Origin of the sequence: Granulicatella sp. 20925_1_45, from assembly GCF_041433555.1 — a bacterium.
Classification (GTDB): Bacteria; Bacillota; Bacilli; order Lactobacillales; family Aerococcaceae; genus Granulicatella.
The window spans coordinates 163072-179249 of sequence record NZ_JAPWBR010000001.1; the positions used below are offsets into that span (position 1 = coordinate 163072).

Here is a 16178-nt window from a genome sequence, read left to right on the forward strand (position 1 = left end):
TGAAAAGTTAAGAAAAGTGTAAGAAATTTAAAACAAGAGAAAAATGGACCCTTTTCAGCATAAAAGCAGCCTCAAAAACAGCTATAAACATTGCCGTTTAGACAAAAACAAGGACCCACACTGTGAGTCCTTAAGCATTATGCGTCTTTTTTGTGCGCTTCTTTAATTTTGTTGAAGATGCTTTCTGTAATATAGGCACCTGCTTCTGGGTTTCCTGTTCCGTTGATGATTACATCATGAAGTCCTAGGTTGCCATCGAGTGGTTGCATGAGCCCTTGCCACTCTTCTCCAAATTTTTGGCGGAATCGTAGCCAGTCTGTGAAGAACATCAAGGCTTGTTCCTTATCTCTTCCTTCGACCATCGCTAAATCAAACGTCATGCCTTCTTTGAAACTTGTCACGCCGTTTTCGTTAGCTTGTGGAATTTCACCATGAGTACGCATTGGCACGATGAAAGTAGACTTCACTAATTCTTGTCCGAAGAAATGGAAGTACATTTCATGTAGAAATTCTTTTTCAGGAGTATCTGGTTTTCCTAATTGACCTAGAAGTAGCATCCAACGAACCAATCCTGGGTTTTCTACAGGAATGTCGACATCACGCATACCTTCGTAGTTTGGAAACTCAATCAATCCCTCTGCTGCAATCGCAGTATATTCAGAAAGGATGCGAACGCCTTGCGCACCGTCGAGTAAAACGACTTCTCTAATGAAGTTTCGAATACCTTCTTTATCTTCTCCATTGTCGATATAGCGAAGTTCTAAGTCTTCCGTATCTTCATTTTGTTCTTTCAAGTTTTCTTTAAACGCCTTCGTTACGAAATGAACCATTGGCGGTGAAGTGACATAGTTATCGCTATCGGTTGTCGTTGTTTTTGCAAATAAGTATGGTTCACCCGTTTTCTTAGAATAAACCGCGTAAATACCATCTAAAAGGAATAATTTGTCGCGAACAATCGTTACAAGCGTGCGAATCTTGTTGAAGTTTTCTTCACGTGTTTCTTCCGTATCGTTTTCCGCATTCGCGTTGCAATACCATAAAAGAAGTCGCCAAATTTCGGCCACGTCAGATACTGTTAAATGCGCGCGGTCCATATCCGTAAGCACGCCACCTTCAACCCCGATAAAGCGTTCGCCTAATGCGTTGATATATGCAGAATAGAGTTGTTTTTCAGTAACGCCTTCAGAGTGAAGCACTGTTCCGACATATGGGAAAAATTGTGTCGCATTCTCCACCCATAAAACGGCTTTTTTATTCGATGCTTCCATCACACGATCTTCACCGACTTGAATTCCGTAGACCGCCGTTCTAAACGGTTCATCATCGTCACTACCTAATTTTGTAAGTAGTACTTCATCCCCAACTTTCACCGTTCCGTTGACTTGTCCGGCAACGACCATATCTGGTGAATCTTTTGACACAGAGTATACATATTCAATCCCCACAGTAAACACACGTGGTTCTTCAGTTTCTTTTTGTTCTTCCACTTTTTTTGGAGCAGGCTCAACGGCTGCTTGCTCTTCCTTTTTTTCTTCTGGTTGAACCGGTTTTTCTTCTACTTTCGGTTCTTCTTTTTTACGAGAAAATAAATCTTTAAATCCCATGGTAAATCCTCCTGGTGTTTAGTAGTTCTATTATAGCATACTTTTACTGTTTGTTTTCACCCTTTTTCACGATGGCCACAACATAGTGCACCGTTACTTTTGAGAGCGGATGAGAGGTGCTATAGGCCTTATCTTCGGCACTTGCTCCCCAGTATAAAGGCGTCATTTCGAGTAAATGACGATAAGTTTCTTCTGTTAAATCGACCGTGTAGCGTACCTCTTCAAACGTGACTTGAGGGCATTCGGACTGCACGCGTTCTAGGATATCCGCATTCGAATACGTTTGTTTTTCCGGATTTGAACGGTAGAGCTGTTGGCGTAATTCTGCTAAATAATCATTGCCTGGAATTACTTTAACAAGTGTCCCTCCTGGAGCCAATACGCGCATAAACTCTTGATAGTTCGACGGCGTTAAAATATTCAAAAGCGTCCCACAAGATTCATCCGCAAATGGCAAGTTCGCCAAGTCTCCTAAGAAGAATAGCGCTTGGTTTCCAAAATGAACCGACGCTTGATGGATGCCTTCTTTAGCGATATCCATGCCGCATAAAGGTGCCTTCACGCGCTTTGATAACCACGATAAATGACTGCCTTCCCCACATCCGATATCGACAATAAACTTCTCTTCGTCTGCCGAAAGATGCGGCAAAATTGACTCTAATAAAGGCTCAAAGAAGCCACTCTGCGCCAGTTCATAGCGATGATGGAAAAGAGGCGCATCATAATCCGTATTCGCATTTTGCTTCATCAGATGCAAGGTCCCTTTTTTCGAAATATTAAATCGGTGCCCCTTCCCGCAAACCACGCTATGATTCTGGGCAGAAACCATCGCATCATGGCAATACGGGCAACGAAAGGCATGTAGATGTTGGTTGATGAAATGCTCGGCCCAATCGATTTTCTTAATGGCCGCATTTTGTACTTCCTGTTTTGTCATTCGATACACTCTTTCTCGTTTTCTCTGTTTCAGTATAGCACATTCGCAACCAAATGCTGGAAACAGTCTATTTTGAGAATTTTTAAGAGAGTGCTACAATGAATTTACTTGAAGAAAATGGAAAAGGTGAAGGAGAAGAATTATGACACAAAAAATTCCAGTTACAATCGTCAGCGGCTTCCTTGGCGCTGGGAAAACGACTTTAATCAACAAAGTTTTAAAAGAAAAACACGGCGAACATATCGCTGTTGTCATTAACGAATTCGGCGAAATCGGTGTAGACCATCAATTCGTGCTTGACGTTGAAGAAGAAATCTATCAAATGGATAACGGCTGCCTCTGCTGTACGCTTCGTACAGACATTGCTGATATGTTGAAATCCATCTTAATGGTCAAAGAACAAAACGGCATTCGCGTGGACCGCGTGTTATTCGAGACAACAGGTCTTGCTGATCCAGCTCCAATCGCACAAACATTTATTAACGTGCCATTCTTAAATGAGCACTTTATCTTAGATGCGGTATTAACAGTTGTGGATTCTAAAAACTTCCTATACCAAACAGCGCATCAACCTGAACCAGCCAAACAAGTTGGTTTCGCGGATAAAATTTTCATGTCAAAACATAGCTTAGTAGACGAAACCATCTACGCGAAAGTGATTAACGAAGTTCGCAGCATCAATGCCTTTGCGGAAATCCAAGACCTTGACGCACGTCCTGTGCATATGAGCGACATGTTCGGACTTGAATTGTTCTACGCATCTGAGAAGAAAATCTTAGAAATGCAAGAACACGCTGAAGAAGAATATTGCGAAGAATGTGGCCATACACATGCACACGGTGACCACGATCACGAGCATCACCATCATGATCACGAACATCACGATCACGACCATGACCACGAACATGAACACCATGACCATGATCACGAACATCATCATCACCATAGTCATAGCCACCATAGCGGTATTAACTCATTCGTCATCGAGACTGAAAAACCATTAGTTCTCGCAAACATTAACGAATGGTTGAACGAGCTTGTCTATATTTACGGCCCAGAATTATACCGTTACAAAGGAATCTTGAACGTGGAAGGATTAGATTACCAAATCATCTTCCAAGGAGTTCAAATGAGCTTTGATATTTCAAGAGGTCGCGATTGGAAGGATACAAAACGCGGCTCAACATTGGTCTTCATCGGAAAGAACCTTCCAGAAAATCAATTACGCGAAAGCTTTATTGCTTGTACTGAAAAATAAATCAAACGAAAAGGTCGCCCAAGTAGGGCGACCTTTTACTTTTTATCTTAATTTCTACCTTAATGGATTTCTATTTTCCAAGTTCATCCAATAATTCTTGGTGTTTTTGTCGCCAATCTGCCTTCTCTTCTTCGGTAATTTCACGAAGAACGCGGCATGGATTTCCGACCGCAATCACATTACTTGGAATGTCTTTTGTTACCACAGATCCAGACCCGATAACCGTATTATCGCCAATCGTCACTCCCGGATTCACCGTCACATTGGCCCCGAGCCATACGCTATTGCCAATCGTAATCGGGATTCCAAATTCTGGACCCGCATTGCGCGTTTCGGCATCGATTGGATGTCCCGGTGTCACAAGCGATACATGCGGCCCGAACATGCAGTTGTCCCCAATCGTAATCGGCGCTACGTCTAATAATGTACAGTCGAAATTCGCATAGAAGCCTTCGCCAATCGTTGTATGAACTCCGTAGTCCACATAGACGGGTTGCTCCATGTAAATTTTCTCGCCGGTTTTTCCAAATAACTGTTTTAATAACGCACGTCTTCCTTCGAAATCATCGAAGTCCAAACGATTGTATTGTTGCGCTAATTTTTTTCCTTTAATCGATAAGTCTCTTAGCCCTTCTGTGAGAGACGGAATATATAAGTCTCCTGTGAGCATGCGTTCTTTCATGGTTTTCATTCTGTCTCCGCCGTTTCTGCATACGCCTTTGCTTGAACGATGCGCTTTTCGAGTTCCAAAAGGTCGATAAAGCGTGCTTGCCGCGCGAATTCTTTGTCTCCAACCATCAAGAGAACGGCCGGTACTGTTAACACTTCATAGCGGCTGGCCACTTCTGGATGAAGAGTGGCATCGATTTCTTCTACTGGAACCTTATACTCTTTGGCAAGTTCCTTTACTCGTGGTTTAACCGCATGACACACCCCACATGTTTGCATGGATATATATATGATTTTTACTTCGTCCATTTTCTCACCTCACTCCTATCATACCCGATAGCCCAAGAAATCTTGCAAACTTTGCTCATAAGCCCTTTTTTAGTAGAAAACACTTAACAAACCGCGTCTTGATTGTGTATAATGGAAGAGTTAAGTCCAGATGAAAATCAGAAAGTGAGTGAAACAATGGGACGTAAATGGGCAAATATTGTCGAAAAGAAAACAAAATTAGATGCTAACAATAGTAAAATCTACGCTAAATTCGGGATTGAAATCTATGTAGCTGCAAAACAAGGGGAACCAGATCCTCATTCAAACCAAAAATTAAAATTCGTTATTGACCGTGCTAAAACTTATAATGTACCACGTCATATCATCGAACGTGCGATTGAAAAAGCAAAAGGTGGCGGCGATGGCGACTACCAAGAACTCCGTTACGAAGGTTTCGGACCAAACGGCTCTATGATTATCGTAGATGCGTTAACAAATAACGTAAACCGTACAGCAGCTGACGTACGTGCCGCTTACAGCAAAAACGGCGGTAACATGGGTGCACCAGGTTCTGTAACATACTTATTTGACCACACAGCAATCTTCGGTATCGCAAACAAAGATGCTGACGAATTATTAGAACAATTAATGGAAGCAGACGTTGACGTTCGTGACGTTGTTCAAGAAGACGACCAAGCGATTGTTTACGCTGAACCAAACGACTTCCACACTGTTCGTAAAGCATTAGAAGATTTAGGAATCACTGAATTCACAGTGAGCGAAATCGAAATGATTCCTCAATCAGAAGTGACACTTGAAGGCGACGACTTACGTTTATTCGAACGTATGATTAACGCTCTAGAAGACAACGAAGACGTTCAAAAAGTGTACCACAACGTAAACTTAGAAGACTAATAATAGAAAAAGCAACATGTAACATACTAAGTTTGAAGTGCACCCCAAAAGTTAGACAGAAAATCTAACTTTTGGGGTGTTTTTATTATGAAATTAACTTATGAAGATAAAGTTCAGATTTATGAACTCAGAAAACAAGGAGTTAGCTACTCAAAACTCTCAGATATGTTTGATATACAGAAGTCAAATCTTAAATACATGATTAAATTGATTGATCGTTATGGTCTAGAGATAGTAAAAAAAGGGAGAAATAATTATTATTCTCCTGAATTAAAACAAGAAATAATTGATAAAGTCCTACATGAAGGCCGTTCTCAAGGAGAAGTTTCTCTTGAATATGCTCTCTTACATCGGGGGCTACTTCCTAACTGGCTCGCACAATACAAGAAAAATAAGTATACTATTGTTGAGAAAACAAGAGGGAGAGTACCTAAAATGGGTCGTAAGCCAAAGAAAAAACTAGAAGAGATGACAGAACTTGAACGCCTTCAGGCTGAAAATGAGTATTTAAGAGCGGAGAATGCCATTCTAAAAAAGTTGAGAGAACTCCGCTTGAAGGAGGAAAAAGAGAAAGAAGAAAGACGCAGATTGTCAGAGAGTTAGTGGCAGAGTTTCCTTTAGATATTCTTCTAAAGATTATCAAACTCGCTCGTTCAACTTACTACTATCATTTAAAGCAGCTAAACCAAGAAGATAAGAATCATGCCATTAAAAACGAAATAGAAACCATTTATACCGAGCATAAAGGGAATTATGGATATCGCCGTATCACTCTTGAGCTTAGAAACCGTGGTTTCATCGTAAATCATAAGAAGGTACAACGTTTGATGAAAATGTTGGGGCTAAGTGCTCGTATTCGTCGAAAACGTAAGTATTCTTCTTATCATGGAGAAGTTGGAAAGAAAGCTGCGAACATTATTCAACGCCAATTTGAAGCTGAAAAACCGATGGAAAAGTGCTATACAGACGTTACGGAATTTTCTATTCCAACAAGCAACCAAAAACTATATTTATCACCAGTTTTAGATGGTTATAACAGCGAAATTATAGCTTATTCTCTATCGTATTCACCGAATTTAAACCAAGTAAAAGATATGTTAGAGAAAGCTTTTAGAGAAGAACAATACGAGAATACTATTCTCCACAGTGATCAGGGATGGCAATACCAGCATGAGTTTTATCATAAATTCTTAGAAAATAAAGGCATTCAGCCATCGATGTCTGGCAAGGGGAATAGTCCTGACAATGGCATGATGGAATCGTTCTTTGGCATTCTTAAATCAGAGATGTTTTATGGCTATGAAAAGACATTTAAATCTATAAAGGAACTTGAGGGGGCAATCGTTGATTATATTGATTATTACAACAACAAACGAATCAAAGTAAAATTAAAAGGACTTAGTCCTGTACAATACAGAACTAAATCCTTCGCTTAAATTAATTGTCTAACTTTTTGGGGTCAGTACAGTTACATGTTGCTTTTTTGTTCCCTTTCAACCTGAGAACACACTTCCCATAAGCTTCTTATCTCGCGGGGCACCTCACCCAGAAAGCACCTTATTCCTTTTTAGCAAAAAGGACAAAACAGGATACGAAAAGCTCCATGGATTCTATAGTAGGAACAATAGCGAGTGCATTCAATGTGAATTACTGCCGCTTGGAAATTTATTTCCTAGCGGCAGTTTGAAGCTTGAAAGGAATTGAGACGTAAGGCTCAATCCGGTGCAGCTATTGTCACTACTATGAAGATATCCATAGGAGCTTGTAGTGTCCTGTTTTTTGTCCGTCCTATTTATTTTGCACATACTGCTCAAGGCGGTAGCTTCCTGCAGTGAGGTAGACCCCTGCCATCGCAAGAATAACCCAGACTGATGGGAAGAGCGTTTGAAGGTCAATCGACTTGTACAACCAGTAAATCGGGCTGATATACGCCACAAGTCTGAGCCAACTTCCTCCAAAATCCCCAAACGCTGCTGGCATTCCAATCCCCGCCATCACCATTACAAACAGCACTCCAAACGTCGTCGCGTGTCCTGGTGATTTGAAAATTCTGAAGAAGAATAAGTTTAGGCAGAGACTGTAAATAATCGTCGCGGCTAATAGTCCTGTAAACACTCCCCAGTTCATTTCTGGAACGAGGCCTGTCAAGAACATCGCTGCCATCATAATCATGTTAACGATAAACATAAAGATAAAGTACGCCAATAAGAACGAAAGTGTAATCTCCAAATTAGAACGTGGAGAGACGACTGAGCGTTTCAACACGTGGCTCTTCTTGAAGTTAATCCAGTCCGAAGCAATCACCGACGCATTCATGATGACATAAAGGAGAGAGATGAGCATGACTACTCCACTCGCAACACTCGTCTTCGTTTCATTGATAGTAACCACCATTTGATTGTCAGTCTCTGGCAAGGTCTCTTCTTTCGTCAACACGCCTGTTTGTTGCAGCTTCGCGTTTAACATAACTTCTTTTAACACCTTCGTCAACTGTGCATCAAGTAGAAAGTCTCTTGTGCCGCGCTGCGTATTCCAGATGCGAATCGTTGGCACTCGGCCTTCTTTTGCCTTTTGTAAATAGTTCGCAGGCACTTCGTAAATAACGGTCATTTCGCCTTTTTTCAAAGCCTCTTTGGCGCTGTCTAAATCGAAGTACACATTCTCTTCTCGAATATACGGCGCAATCAATTCTTGGTACTCCTCATTTCCCTCGTTGAATACAAAGGCAACGGTTTTTGCGACCGTACTTGGTGTTTTCGTATCCACCGTTCCTTGCGTGGTAAGCATAATTCCATTGATAAGGACCGGCATTCCAATCATCATAAAGAGAATCAGTGGCATTTTCAATAATCGTTTCAAATGAAAGATTGTCATTTTTACAAGATTCATTGACGCGCCTCCTTTCTCTTCAATGACCAGTTAAAGGCAACCCCTAACACTAAAATAATCGGTGCGGCAACCATAGCCATCCCTTTCATCGACACGCCATTCATCACATCGACAAATGGGGTGTAAATAAATTGTCGAAACGGATTTCCGCTGAGGAAACTAAAGGTTGAACTAATTCGATCTAGAGGGATGACACCCGATAAGAACATGTAAACCAAGTTGATTCCAGTAGAGAAGGCTGGTAAGTTCTTCTCCGTCACGAAATTGCCGAGTAAGTTTCCAAGAACATTAAAGACTAGACTATAGAAAACGATGAGGACAAAGATGCTACCGATGTTTCCTCCAAAAGTTGTTGGATCGAGGATTTTCCATAGGCCGATATACACGAATGCCAATAGCGTCGTCATAATCATATTCACGGCTAAATCAAGTCTGTCTCGTTCACTAATACTAAATGGCAATACGTTCAAGCGTTTGCGAAGACCGCTGAGTTCTCGTTGTACCCCAAAGCGCATCGCAGTTTCAAGGAACATGATGAATAGAAATCCAAGCCCAGTTATCGCGTAGTGTTGGTTTGCAGTCACTTGGGACTCAGCTTCTACTTGGTCTGTCTCGAAGGCTCTAGATGCGATTTCCTGTTGTAAGGATACAAGCATCCCCGCTGCTTGTTCGGGCGTGATGGATGCATTTTTACTTTCAGCTACAGCATTCATCACGGAACTTGCTTCTAATAATTGCGAAGTCATTGTTTTCAAGAGCGATTCATACACCGCAAGCGACGTACTCGATGTTCGCCCTGATTTCTCAAGGGTAATCGGAGTTGCTTGCGAACGCGTTTGAATCGACTCTGTAAAATCCGAAGGAATCGTCGCAATGATTTTCGCATTTTCTCTAACAGTAGTCAGCGCAATTTGTTTTTCCTCAGTGAGTTGCTCAAACAACGCCACGATTTGTTCTCCAAAAGCTCCTTTGTCTTGATTATCGATATAAATCTTCGTTTCAATCGTTAAATCAGACGGATTGAAGGCACCCTTTGTGGTAAACGCCAAGAATAGCGTTAATAGAAATGGCATTAAGACCATGAGTAATAGCGCCGGAAAAGACTTCAGAGCGGATATTAAATTGGCTTTAATATAACGAATGTATCTCATAAGTCCTCCTTAATCACGAAGCGTCTTTCCTGTTAATTGTAAGAACGCCTCTTCTAATGTCGTTTCTTTTACGTTGACAGATTTAATCACGAGTTGTGCCTGTTCGACTTGCTCAATCAATTTCATCATCGAGAAAATCGTTTGGTCAATCGTGAGGGCTATTTCTTGTCCGTCCACTGTTACAAATTGAATGCCGTTTTCGCTATTCTTCAACACTTCGTCAAATCCAGCAGGCACTCGGTCCAATGTGAGGGCCACCGTTTGTGTATGCCCTACGAGTTTTTTCACTTCTTCTTTCGTTCCATACGCCACTTCTTCTCCTAAATCGAGAATGAAGACGCGCTTACAGAGGGCTTCGATTTCCTCCATATAATGCGACGTGTAAAGAATCGTTGTCCCTTGTTCCGCAAGAGACTGAATATAGTCGAAGATATGTTGACGCGACTGCGCATCAACCCCAACAGTTGGTTCGTCTAAAATCAAAATCGAAGGATTATGCAACATCGCAACGGCGATATTCAAGCGACGTTTCATCCCGCCAGAGTAGTTTTTCACTTTCTCTTTCTTCTTGTCAGTTAGACCGGCCACTTCCAGTAATTTCTCGATTTGACTCTTCAACTCTGCCCCTGCTAACCCGTAAAGTCCACCGAAGTATTCTAAGTTGTCGACTGCATTCAATTCCTCAAGAAGCGCGATATCTTGTGGCACTAAGCCTAAGTGTTTTCGAATTTCTACTTTATCGGTTTTAATCGACTTTCCATTAATGAAAATGTCGCCGCTATCCATCGATTGAATCCCTGTCAGAATATCAATCAATGTACTTTTCCCGGCCCCGTTTGGACCAAGCAAGCCGAATAGTTCCCCTTCCATAATTTCAAAGGAAACATTTTGTAGGACTTTTTGTCGTCCGTAAGATTTGGTTACGTCTTTAATTTCAATCATATGTACACCTCTTTATCGAATAAATGAAAGGAACGCTATTAATAAACAAAGAACAATCGCGACGATTTTTTCCTGTTTTAAATCTTTAGGGGTCTTCTTGGATTCGTTCATTTGTTTATCCTCCTACTTGTTTGTACCCTTATCATAGCAAACACCCATCGGAGTCTATAGTCCAAAACGTCATCACATACCGTGACTAAAGTCATGTTTTCTATAAAAAATACCCCGACTCTTTCAGATTCTATACTCCATGGTGGTTTGTCTGAAAGAATCGGAGCAGTCTTGATTATTGTTTGAGTTTGTTTTCGTACGCGAAAATCACAAGTTGCGTGCGGTCACGCAGTTCTAATTTCGATAAAATCGTACTAATATTATTTTTTACGGTTCCTTCTGAAAGGAAGAGCGTTTGCGCGATTTCTTTATTGCTTAAACCTTGCGCTACTTGTTGGATGAGTTCCACCTCACGTGGTGTGAGCCCCCATTTTTCCGCATCAAAGGTAGCAGGCTTCTCAACAGTTGTATTCGTCAGTAGCGCCTCTGAAATGACCGTATCCATCACGACTTTTCCAGACAAAGCGACTTTAATCCCGTCAAGAATCGCCTCTGGACTACTGTCTTTTAATAAATACCCCGAAGCACCATTTTGCACGGCTTCGACAATATATTCAGTATCTTGGAAAGTCGTCACAATCAGCACCTTCACCTCTGGAAAGGCCTCTTTAATGAGCTTCGTCCCTTCGATTCCGTTACTCTCAGGCATGCGAATATCCATCAAGACCACATCTGGTTGGTGCTTCTTGCAGGCTTCGAAGGCCGCACGTCCACTCTCTGCTAAAGCGAGGACTTCGACATTACCGCTCGCTTCAAGCATGATTTTTAAACCCGTACGGATGAGCATTTCATCGTCGGCAATAATAAGTTTGATTGGGTTTGTCATGGTTTTCCTCGTTTCTATTGTTTTTCTGTATTCGGTAGGATCATTTGCACGGTCACGCCAGGATTGGACGCCTCCAGTGTCACGGACCCGCCTTCTCCTCTCAGGCGTTCTTGGAGTGATTTAAGTCCGCCTTTTGGAGCTAAATCGACCGCTCCTGTTCCGTTATCCTTAATCGTTACGACTAATTGCGATGGATTATACATGAGTAGCACGGTAATGCGTGTAGCTTGTCCGTGTCGCATCGCGTTTGTAATCGCCTCTTGGACCCCACGGAAGATACTGAGCTCTGCCTCACTTGTGAGCGTGAAGGTCGGCTCATTTTTTCTAAACTGAATATCGATGCCGCTGTTGACTTGTACCTCGTGGAAAAATTCTTCCAGCGCAATATCCAACTGCTTCTTATCCATTTGTTCTGGCTTCAAGTCATGAACGATTTTACGCACTTCTTGCAAGCCCTCGACTGCAAAATCACGCAGTCCTTCGCTCATCTCTTGAATCGGTGAATTTTGTTGCTTGGCCAGTTGCGAAATCGCCCCTAGCTGAATAATAATCGTGGACAGACTATGTCCCACTGAATCGTGAATCTCACGAGAAATTCGGTTTCGCTCTTGCAGCGTGAAAATTTCCTTCATCGTCCCCATTTTATATTGAGCTTGTTGCAAATCATACCGTTGCTCGCTGAGTTTTTGCTCGGCTTTTTCCAATTCTTCTTGCAGCGCTCTTCGCTCTTCCAAAATATGATTTCCATAAGAGAAGAATAAAAGGAAGAACAAGGTCATCACGACTTGAATGCTGTTCCCTTGTTGAACAGCTGGAACGATAACCACCGCTCCTAATATGAACTGTAGAATCAATGCATTTCTAAAGGAGAATCGGAGACTCACCTCGAAGCAGAGAAGAAGAATCAGTCCTGTAAAAATGGTATGGAAATACAAACAGAGGAGGACGACCGCGATGCCTTCAATCAGGATATACCACTGATATTTCAATGAATAATAGCCAACTTGCACAAGCGCGATAAATCCAAAGAAGAAGGCGATGTCTCCTGCGTTCATATTCGGTAGTTGCGACCATTCAAAAAGCGCAAAAAGGATGAAACCATACCGAATAATGAATCGTACCCATTGATCGATTTTCATGATTTCACCCCTTTGTTATTACTGATTTAATAAAAATAAAAACGCGATAAAATTATTGAGAAAATGCATCGAGATAGATGCAAAAACATTGTCGTTATAATAACGATACATCCCAACAATCGGAATCGTTAATGGGACGTACATCAATGCCGCTGTCCAATCAATCAAACCTGCAGCATCTTTTGAAAGTGCGTGAAGTAGCACGAATAGAAACGCTGAAATAAACGTTAATACGTGAACGTTGAGCGATTTCTTAAATGACCCGATAATCGCTTCACGAAACACCAATTCTTCTAGGATTGGCGCCACAACGCATAGTAGAACAAACATCAAGACGGCGTCATTTGCGCTCATCATCTTCTCAATTTGTTCTTGGTTGTCCGACGTCACATCTCCAATAAACTGAGCGACCGCAATTGCTAATCCGATACGAAGTGCGTATCCAATTGCCAAATCTCGAATAAACGGACGCTTGATGAAGTTTTTGAACCCTTCCACAAGCTTCTCGCGGAACAATGCGACCCCAATCGCTGTTGAAACCAGTTGAAGGATCAGGTAGGCATTTGTATCAACACTTGGTCCCGAAGACGTATAACGAATAAAGAACGCCGGGAAAACCATCAAGTTTAAAAAGTAAACAACCCATAATAGAACCGCATTTTTCTTCATAGAACACCTCTAGTCATCCGTGAAACGGACTGGTTTTGTATTTTTAATGCTATAGATTTTTTCAATTTTGCCATCATGCCATACGATACCGTGAAGCGCGCCGCCAAAAACAGCTCCGCCATCGATACCGATTTTGCCATCATGTTGCCATAATTTCATAAAGTCGCCATCTTCGTTTAAGCCACGTAAAGGTGTGTGCCCGAAGATAATCGTTTTGCCAGTGTTGTTGGCCCCTTTATGGAATGGCTCACGAATCCAGTAGAAGTCTTTTGGCTCAGTGTCGTGCCAGTCGTCTAAGCGTAAATCCACTCCAGCATGCGCTAAGAGCAAGTCGCCTTCATCGATAAAGAGAGGACGTTCTCTTAGAAATGCGATGAGTTCTGGATATTGTGCTTTAATCGCTTCGGCATCTTCCACAGGATTGACTGGAGTACCTTGTGGGCGACCGAGTAAGTCGTTAATCGTCGTATCCCCATTGTTTCTGAAGTAGTGTGGAAAACGTCCTTCAGGATCGTCGATAAATGCAAGGAACATCACTTCATGATTTCCCATCAAATACCATGCATTTTTCTCTTTCGCATATTTCATTCCTGTTAGGACACTACGTTTATTGTCTGGTCCACGGTCAATCAAGTCTCCCATAAAGACAAGTTGCTGAGTTTCTTCGTCCCAGTTTTGAAGCATTTCTTCCATCATATCTGCTTCGCCGTGAATATCACCAATAATAAAATACGTTTTTTTCATTTTCTACACCTCAATTGCTCTGTTACTGTCTATTATAGCAAACTTTCGCGTCAATATGAAAGTGGATTTGACTCATGAAAAATTTTGCAAAAAAAGAAGCCTTACTTTCGTAAGACTTCTTCGTCATTTAAGATTATTGGTTTTCTTTTTTACGAGTGAATAATAACGCTGCCGCTACAACCACAAGTACGCCACCAATGATAACAGTGAATCCTTTTGCTGTACCTGTATTTGGTAATTCAGGACGTTTTGGTTCTTCTGTTGTTGGAACTGCTGGAGTTTCTGTTGTCGTTGAAGCTGTAGTTGTTGTAGCTTCAGTTGTCGTTGAAGCTGTAGTTGTTGTAGCTTCAGTTGTCGTTGAAGCTGTTGTAGTTGTTGCTTCTGTTGTTGTTGAAGCAGTAGTAGTTGTTGCTTCTGTTGTTGTAGTACTTTCAGTAGTTGATTCAGTCGTAGTTGTTGAAGTTGTGCTTTCTGTAGTACTTTCAGTTGTGCTTTCAGTTGTTGTCGTAGTAGTTGTAGTAGTTGTTTCAGGCATATCCCCATCAGCTGTACCTGAACCAGATAATAATGTGTAAATTACATCTGTTGATTGTTCACTATCTAAGCCGTCAGCTGTAATTGAGATTCTGTTTTGTGGGTTCTTTCTAGGATCCACTAAGTTTACGATATAGTCAACGTAAATAATTTTATCTGTTGTATCGATTTTTACTTTAATACCTGTATCAGTGATTTCATAGTCACTTTCAGAAAGGAATCCAGCTGAAACCCATGGATTTTCTGAATCTACTAATTCAACACGTAATGAACCAGGTACGTATGTTTGGTTTGAATCCCAAACATCTTTAATTTCAACATTACTTAATGTTTTTCTAGCGGCGTTTAAACGTGCCCACCAGTGAACTTGTTCAGCGTTCTCTGTTGGTTGAAGACCCCATTTAGTCACCATTTCTCCTGGAGTAGGTCCTTCAAGTGGATCAATTTTTTGTGATACGACAGTACCGTTAAAATCAAGTTCTTGAGTAGTATCTGCTAAACGATTGTCTGGTTCCCACTTAACATCAACTGTTAATTCAACAGTTTTGTTTAACTTGTGGTCTTTGAAGTATGGACCAAATGTTACTGTAACAGTTCCATCTTCTGGTGACACTTCACCTGCTGCTACTTTTTCTCCCGCTTTATTATAAATTGGGAAGCTGTAAGAAGATTGAATCTTCACTGGTGAATTCACTTTGAATGTCATTTTGTCATTCATGTTGATATCAATATTATCAGGAATATCTACTTTAAATGTAATTCCCCAACGAGCATATAAATCGGCTGCATCTCCCGAAATTTGAACAGTTGGATTCTTCACTTCAATCGCTGTTCCATTTTTTGTTACTTCTGCCGCACTTGCTTGTTTTGGAGTAAAGAATACTGCTAAAGCAAATAGAGCGGATAGTAATAAGAATAATTTCTTTTTCATAAAAATCCTCCTAGTTTCTTGATTTAAATTCTATCCTTTCAAAATCAATCATTTTTTTCTTCTAAAATCAACACTGTTTTTTCGAAAAAGCGATTACGTTTTGAAATAAATTTGAACATAAATCAACTAATAGTTATTCTAAACTACTATTGCTCTAACTGCAATTCAAAAACCCCTAAATCATGTGTTTTTAATGATTTTTTTCTTTTAAAAATGAAAAATAAAAAAGCTAGAAATATCGGAAATATTTCTAGCTTGCTCAATTATTATAAAATTCATTTAAAGCTACTTGCCGGGATTGAACCGGCGACCTCCACCTTACCAAGGTGACGCTCTACCGACTGAGCTAAAGCAGCGTTTTTTGGGTAAAAAAAAAGAACTCCGCCAGTAGGACTCGAACCTACGACATCATGATTAACAGTCATGCGCTACTACCAACTGAGCTATGGCGGAAAAATATTAAAGCGTGGCAACGTCCTACCCTCGCAGGGAGAAACCCCCAACTACTATCGGCGCTAAGAAGCTTAACTTCTGTGTTCGAGATGGGAACAGGTGTATCCTTCTTGCCATCGTCACCACACTTTATCTT

General features: G+C 41.1%; 15 protein-coding genes, 2 tRNA genes and 1 rRNA gene. 3 read left to right on the forward strand and 15 right to left on the reverse strand.

Going from position 1 to position 16178, the window contains the following annotated elements:
• Positions 1–137: 137 nt before the first annotated feature.
• Entirely contained in the window at positions 138–1604 is a 1467-nt protein-coding gene (locus O3798_RS00875) for an SseB family protein (protein WP_371462545.1), read from the reverse strand.
• 43 nt (positions 1605–1647) lie between these two features.
• Positions 1648–2541, reverse strand: coding sequence for a methyltransferase domain-containing protein (locus O3798_RS00880; RefSeq protein ID WP_371462546.1), 894 nt, complete (start codon positions 2539–2541; stop codon positions 1648–1650).
• A gap of 142 nt (positions 2542–2683) precedes the next feature.
• On the opposite strand from O3798_RS00880, the gene O3798_RS00885 reads away from it, so the two are divergent.
• Positions 2684–3799: a GTP-binding protein gene (locus tag O3798_RS00885; protein WP_371462548.1), complete on the forward strand. Its 1116-nt coding sequence runs from the start codon at positions 2684–2686 to the stop codon at positions 3797–3799.
• A 70-nt stretch (positions 3800–3869) separates the two neighbouring features.
• On the opposite strand, the gene O3798_RS00890 is transcribed toward O3798_RS00885, so the two are convergent.
• Entirely contained in the window at positions 3870–4490 is a 621-nt protein-coding gene (locus tag O3798_RS00890; protein WP_371462550.1) for a sugar O-acetyltransferase, read from the reverse strand.
• Entirely contained in the window at positions 4487–4777 is a 291-nt protein-coding gene (locus O3798_RS00895) for a thioredoxin family protein (protein WP_371462551.1), read from the reverse strand. Before O3798_RS00895 ends, O3798_RS00890 begins: the two co-directional genes overlap by 4 nt.
• Before the next feature lie 156 nt (positions 4778–4933).
• Between O3798_RS00895 and O3798_RS00900 the strand changes: the two genes are divergently transcribed.
• Positions 4934–5653 carry a YebC/PmpR family DNA-binding transcriptional regulator gene (locus tag O3798_RS00900; RefSeq protein WP_048782106.1) on the forward strand — a complete coding sequence of 240 codons (720 nt, stop codon included), beginning with the start codon at positions 4934–4936 and terminating at the stop codon, positions 5651–5653.
• Positions 5654–5740: 87 nt separating this feature from the next.
• A protein-coding gene (locus O3798_RS00905) for an IS3 family transposase (RefSeq protein WP_371462553.1) occupies positions 5741–7089 on the forward strand; the annotation gives its coding sequence in 2 pieces (ribosomal slippage) (positions 5741–6191 and positions 6191–7089; 1350 coding nt in all).
• A 352-nt stretch (positions 7090–7441) separates the two neighbouring features.
• Here O3798_RS00905 and O3798_RS00910 read toward each other — a convergent pair.
• The 11 genes from O3798_RS00910 to rrf all read right to left on the reverse strand — a co-directional run bounded on the left by O3798_RS00910 (position 7442) and on the right by rrf (position 16169).
• Entirely contained in the window at positions 7442–8542 is a 1101-nt protein-coding gene (locus tag O3798_RS00910) for an ABC transporter permease (protein WP_371462555.1), read from the reverse strand.
• Positions 8539–9693, reverse strand: coding sequence for an ABC transporter permease (locus tag O3798_RS00915; RefSeq protein ID WP_371462556.1), 1155 nt, complete (start codon positions 9691–9693; stop codon positions 8539–8541). Before O3798_RS00915 ends, O3798_RS00910 begins: the two co-directional genes overlap by 4 nt.
• A gap of 9 nt (positions 9694–9702) precedes the next feature.
• Positions 9703–10635 (reverse strand): ABC transporter ATP-binding protein, encoded by a 933-nt coding sequence (locus O3798_RS00920; RefSeq protein WP_285252421.1) that lies wholly within the window; start codon positions 10633–10635, stop codon positions 9703–9705.
• Positions 10636–10921: 286 nt separating this feature from the next.
• A complete protein-coding gene (locus tag O3798_RS00925; RefSeq protein WP_371462558.1) occupies positions 10922–11572 on the reverse strand; it encodes a response regulator in 651 nt (216 codons plus the stop codon).
• A 14-nt stretch (positions 11573–11586) separates the two neighbouring features.
• Positions 11587–12711: a sensor histidine kinase gene (locus O3798_RS00930; protein WP_371462560.1), complete on the reverse strand. Its 1125-nt coding sequence runs from the start codon at positions 12709–12711 to the stop codon at positions 11587–11589.
• Positions 12712–12729: 18 nt separating this feature from the next.
• Entirely contained in the window at positions 12730–13380 is a 651-nt protein-coding gene (locus O3798_RS00935; protein ID WP_048712759.1) for a type II CAAX endopeptidase family protein, read from the reverse strand.
• A gap of 9 nt (positions 13381–13389) precedes the next feature.
• The gene (locus tag O3798_RS00940; RefSeq protein ID WP_048712757.1) at positions 13390–14124 is read right to left on the reverse strand and encodes a metallophosphoesterase family protein; all 735 of its coding nucleotides are present in this window, start codon (positions 14122–14124) and stop codon (positions 13390–13392) included.
• Positions 14125–14257: 133 nt separating this feature from the next.
• A complete protein-coding gene (locus O3798_RS00945) occupies positions 14258–15589 on the reverse strand; it encodes an Ig-like domain-containing protein (protein WP_371462562.1) in 1332 nt (443 codons plus the stop codon).
• A gap of 283 nt (positions 15590–15872) precedes the next feature.
• Positions 15873–15945 (reverse strand) — tRNA-Thr (locus O3798_RS00950).
• A 23-nt stretch (positions 15946–15968) separates the two neighbouring features.
• Positions 15969–16042: transfer RNA gene (locus O3798_RS00955), tRNA-Asn, on the reverse strand.
• An 11-nt stretch (positions 16043–16053) separates the two neighbouring features.
• A 5S ribosomal RNA gene (rrf, locus tag O3798_RS00960) occupies positions 16054–16169 on the reverse strand.
• Positions 16170–16178: the final 9 nt, after the last annotated feature.

Excerpts from the sequence above, each read along its gene's own strand:
- O3798_RS00945 (WP_371462562.1), bottom strand. The coding sequence starts at position 15,589 with ATGAAAAAGAAATTATTCTTATTACTATCCGCTCTATTTGCTTTAGCA.
- O3798_RS00880 (WP_371462546.1), bottom strand. The coding sequence starts at position 2,541 with ATGACAAAACAGGAAGTACAAAATGCGGCCATTAAGAAAATCGATTGG.
- O3798_RS00875 (WP_371462545.1), bottom strand. The coding sequence starts at position 1,604 with ATGGGATTTAAAGATTTATTTTCTCGTAAAAAAGAAGAACCGAAAGTA.
- O3798_RS00895 (WP_371462551.1), bottom strand. The coding sequence starts at position 4,777 with ATGGACGAAGTAAAAATCATATATATATCCATGCAAACATGTGGGGTG.
- O3798_RS00940 (WP_048712757.1), bottom strand. The coding sequence starts at position 14,124 with ATGAAAAAAACGTATTTTATTATTGGTGATATTCACGGCGAAGCAGAT.
- O3798_RS00915 (WP_371462556.1), bottom strand. The coding sequence starts at position 9,693 with ATGAGATACATTCGTTATATTAAAGCCAATTTAATATCCGCTCTGAAG.
- O3798_RS00885 (WP_371462548.1), top strand. The coding sequence starts at position 2,684 with ATGACACAAAAAATTCCAGTTACAATCGTCAGCGGCTTCCTTGGCGCT.
- O3798_RS00935 (WP_048712759.1), bottom strand. The coding sequence starts at position 13,380 with ATGAAGAAAAATGCGGTTCTATTATGGGTTGTTTACTTTTTAAACTTG.
- O3798_RS00900 (WP_048782106.1), top strand. The coding sequence starts at position 4,934 with ATGGGACGTAAATGGGCAAATATTGTCGAAAAGAAAACAAAATTAGAT.
- O3798_RS00925 (WP_371462558.1), bottom strand. The coding sequence starts at position 11,572 with ATGACAAACCCAATCAAACTTATTATTGCCGACGATGAAATGCTCATC.
- O3798_RS00930 (WP_371462560.1), bottom strand. The coding sequence starts at position 12,711 with ATGAAAATCGATCAATGGGTACGATTCATTATTCGGTATGGTTTCATC.
- O3798_RS00890 (WP_371462550.1), bottom strand. The coding sequence starts at position 4,490 with ATGAAAACCATGAAAGAACGCATGCTCACAGGAGACTTATATATTCCG.
- O3798_RS00920 (WP_285252421.1), bottom strand. The coding sequence starts at position 10,635 with ATGATTGAAATTAAAGACGTAACCAAATCTTACGGACGACAAAAAGTC.
- O3798_RS00910 (WP_371462555.1), bottom strand. The coding sequence starts at position 8,542 with ATGAATCTTGTAAAAATGACAATCTTTCATTTGAAACGATTATTGAAA.